Annotated in this window: 2 protein-coding genes and 1 pseudogene; all 3 read left to right on the top strand. The window is 69.8% G+C overall.

The window, feature by feature from the left end; translation table 11 throughout:
• On the top strand, positions 1-1,928 hold a 1,928-nt coding region (locus tag GT042_RS35445; protein WP_161312793.1), incomplete at its 5' end, for a DNA translocase FtsK.
• A gap of 267 nt (positions 1,929-2,195) precedes the next feature.
• A complete protein-coding gene (locus GT042_RS35440; RefSeq protein WP_161312792.1) occupies positions 2,196-3,026 on the top strand; it encodes a helix-turn-helix domain-containing protein in 831 nt (276 codons plus the stop codon).
• Positions 3,027-3,075: 49 nt separating this feature from the next.
• Positions 3,076-3,551: pseudogene (locus GT042_RS35435) on the top strand (30S ribosomal protein S12 methylthiotransferase RimO); the annotation flags it as partial.

Below are 3,551 nucleotides of genomic sequence, written 5' to 3'. Positions count from 1 at the left end.
AGGCGCTCTCGCGCCGCCGTCGGCGCCGGGGCGCGGGGGAGAACGGACTGGGGCGGCCCATGGACGCCGTCGACGTGGCCGCCGCCGCGGCGGCGGCGCTGGACGGAGCGGTCCTCAACGGGATGCCGCCCTCACCCCTCGTCGCGGACCTCACCCAGGGGGTCTCGGTGACCGGCGCGCGCCGGCGCGGGCAGCGGCCGGGGGAGGACGAGCGGGGCGCCGGCGACGTTCGGGACGGGCAGGACGTACCCGGCGGCCAGGACGCCCTCGGCGGGGCTCAGGACGAGTCCCCGGACCCTGCCGAGGGGGAGAGCCCGGCAGAGCGCTCCGTGCCCGTACCGACGGCGCGTACGGGGCAGCGCCCGCTCCCCGTCGTCGCCGACCTCACCAAGCCCGCCCCCGCCGAGGACCGGCCGCTGCCGCCCCGGGCCGAACAGCTCCAGCTCCGCGGGGACATCACGTACGCGCTGCCCTCGCTCGACCTGCTGGAGCGCGGCGGCCCCGGCAAGACCCGCAGCGCCGCCAACGACGCCGTGGTCCACTCGCTCACGAACGTCTTCATGGAGTTCAAGGTCGACGCGACCGTCACCGGCTTCACCCGGGGCCCGACGGTCACCCGTTACGAGGTCCAGCTCGGCCCCGCCGTGAAGGTCGAGCGCATCACGGCGCTCGCCAAGAACATCGCCTACGCCGTCGCCAGCCCCGACGTGCGGATCATCTCCCCGATCCCCGGCAAGTCGGCGGTCGGCATCGAGATCCCGAACTCCGACCGCGAGATGGTCAACCTGGGCGACGTGCTGCGCCTCGCGGACGCCGCGGAGGACGACCATCCGATGCTCGTGGCGCTCGGCAAGGACGTCGAGGGCGGGTACGTGATGTCGAACCTCACCAAGATGCCCCACCTGCTGGTGGCCGGCGCCACCGGCTCCGGAAAGTCCTCCTGCATCAACGGACTGATCACGTCGGTCATGGTCCGGGCGACCCCCGAGGACGTCCGGATGGTCCTGGTCGACCCCAAGCGCGTCGAGCTGACCGCGTACGAGGGCATCCCGCACCTGATCACGCCGATCATCACCAACCCCAAGCGGGCCGCCGAGGCGCTCCAGTGGGTCGTACGGGAGATGGACCTGCGGTACGACGACCTCGCCGCGTACGGCTACCGGCACATCGACGACTTCAACGCGGCGGTCCGGGCGGACAAGATCAAGCTGCCCGAGGGCAGCGAGCGCGAGCTGTCGCCGTACCCGTACCTCCTGGTCATCGTGGACGAGCTGGCCGACCTGATGATGGTCGCGCCCCGTGACGTGGAGGACTCCATCGTCCGCATCACCCAGTTGGCCCGCGCCGCCGGCATCCACCTGGTGCTCGCCACCCAGCGGCCCTCGGTGGACGTCGTGACCGGTCTGATCAAGGCGAACGTGCCCTCGCGGCTGGCCTTCTCGACCTCCTCGCTCGCCGACAGCCGGGTCATCCTCGACCAGCCGGGCGCCGAGAAGCTGATCGGCAAGGGGGACGGGCTCTACCTGCCGATGGGCGCCAACAAGCCCACCCGTATGCAGGGCGCCTTCGTGACCGAGGACGAGGTCGCGGCGATCGTCCAGCACTGCAAGGATCAGATGGCACCGGTCTTCCGCGAGGACGTCGTGGTCGGCACGGCGAAGAAGAAGGACATCGACGAGGACATCGGCGACGATCTCGACCTGCTCTGCCAGGCGGCCGAGCTGGTCGTGTCGACGCAGTTCGGCTCGACCTCGATGCTCCAGCGAAAACTGCGTGTCGGATTTGCCAAGGCGGGCAGGCTCATGGATCTGATGGAGTCTCGGAACATCGTCGGCCCCAGCGAGGGTTCCAAAGCCCGCGATGTCCTGGTGAAGGCGGACGAACTGGATGGCGTACTCGCTGTGATCCGCGGGGAGTCCGTCGTGTAGGGCCGTACCGTACCGATCTCCGAGGACGCCTCGCGGACCCCTGTGGGGCTTCACAGTGAATTTCGAAGGGAAATGGAACGCAACCGTTTCCCCTGGCCACACGTCAAGTTGGAGTGAGGGAGTGCATGATGTCCCTCACTCCGCCACTCAGACGCCGCGAGGCCATTCTGATGGCGTACAAAGTGCATCCGCCCGGTTGCCCCACCCTTTCGTACCACCCATAGACTGAATGTCCAGCAGGTGGCTACACGCTCGAAAGGCGCCCCCGTGTCCATCGGCAACTCTCCCGACGGCAATGACCCCGACGGTACCTCCCCCCACGACGACCGGCCCACGATCGGTCAGATCCTCCAGCAGGCGCGCGTCGCCGCGGGTCTGACGGTCGACGAGGTCAGCGGCTCGACCCGGGTGCGCATCCCCATCGTGCACGCGATCGAGCAGGACGACTTCTCCCGCAGCGGCGGCGACGTCTACGCCCGTGGGCACATCCGCATGCTCGCCCAGGCGGTCGGGATCGATCCCGCGCCCCTGATGGAGCGGTTCGACGCCGACCACGGCGGGCGCCCGGTGCCCACGCCGGCGGCTCCGCTGTTCGAAGCGGAACGGATCCGGCCGGAACGACGCCGCCCGAACTGGACCGCCGCCATGGTCGCCGCGATCGTCGCGGTGGTCGGGTTCGTCGGTTTCACCGCGTTCAACGGCACCGAGAACAACGGCAAGACAAAAACGGCCGCCGAGGGCCCCAAGCCCGCCAAGACCAACGCCAAGCCCACGGCCACCAAGAGCGCCGACCCGAAGCCCGTCCCCTCGGACAGCGCCATCGCGGCGGCGCCGCGCGACAAGGTGACCGTCAAGCTGTCGGCCGTGGACGACAAGAGCTGGATCTCCGCCAAGGCGCACAACGGAAAACTGCTGTTCGACGGGCTCCTCCTCAAGGGTGAGTCGAAGACCTTCCAGGACGACGAGCAGATCGACCTGATCCTCGGCAACGCCGGGGCCACCGAGCTGTTCGTCAACGGCAAGAAGGTCAGCGACGCGTTCGAGTCCGGGCAGGTCGAGCGGCTCTCGTACACCCAGGGAGACCCCGAGGTCGGCTGACCGACCCTGCCCGGCAGGGGCCGCGGCCGGGACAAAGTAGTCTGATGCCATGCCCGAACGCCGTACCGTCGCCCTTGTCACTCTTGGCTGCGCCCGTAACGAGGTGGACTCGGAGGAGCTTGCAGGCCGCTTGGCAGCGGACGGCTGGGAGCTCGTCCAGGACGCCTCGGACGCGGACGTCGCCGTCGTCAACACCTGCGGGTTCGTCGAAGCCGCGAAGAAGGACTCCGTCGACGCCCTGCTGGAAGCCAACGATCTCAAGGCCCACGGCAAGACCCAGGCCGTCGTCGCCGTCGGCTGCATGGCCGAGCGTTACGGCAAGGAGCTGGCCGAGGCCCTGCCCGAGGCGGACGGCGTGCTCGGCTTCGACGACTACGCCGACATCTCGGACCGGCTCAGGACGATCCTGAACGGCGGCATCCACGCGTCGCACACGCCGCGCGACCGGCGCAAGCTGCTGCCGCTCAGCCCGGCCGCGCGCCAGGATGCCGCCGGGGTGGCCCTGCCCGGTCACGGCCACGTCGG

Source organism: Streptomyces sp. SID3212 (assembly GCF_009865405.1).
GTDB lineage: Bacteria > Actinomycetota > Actinomycetes > Streptomycetales > Streptomycetaceae > Streptomyces.
This window is presented reverse-complemented; position numbering and strand designations above follow the sequence as displayed.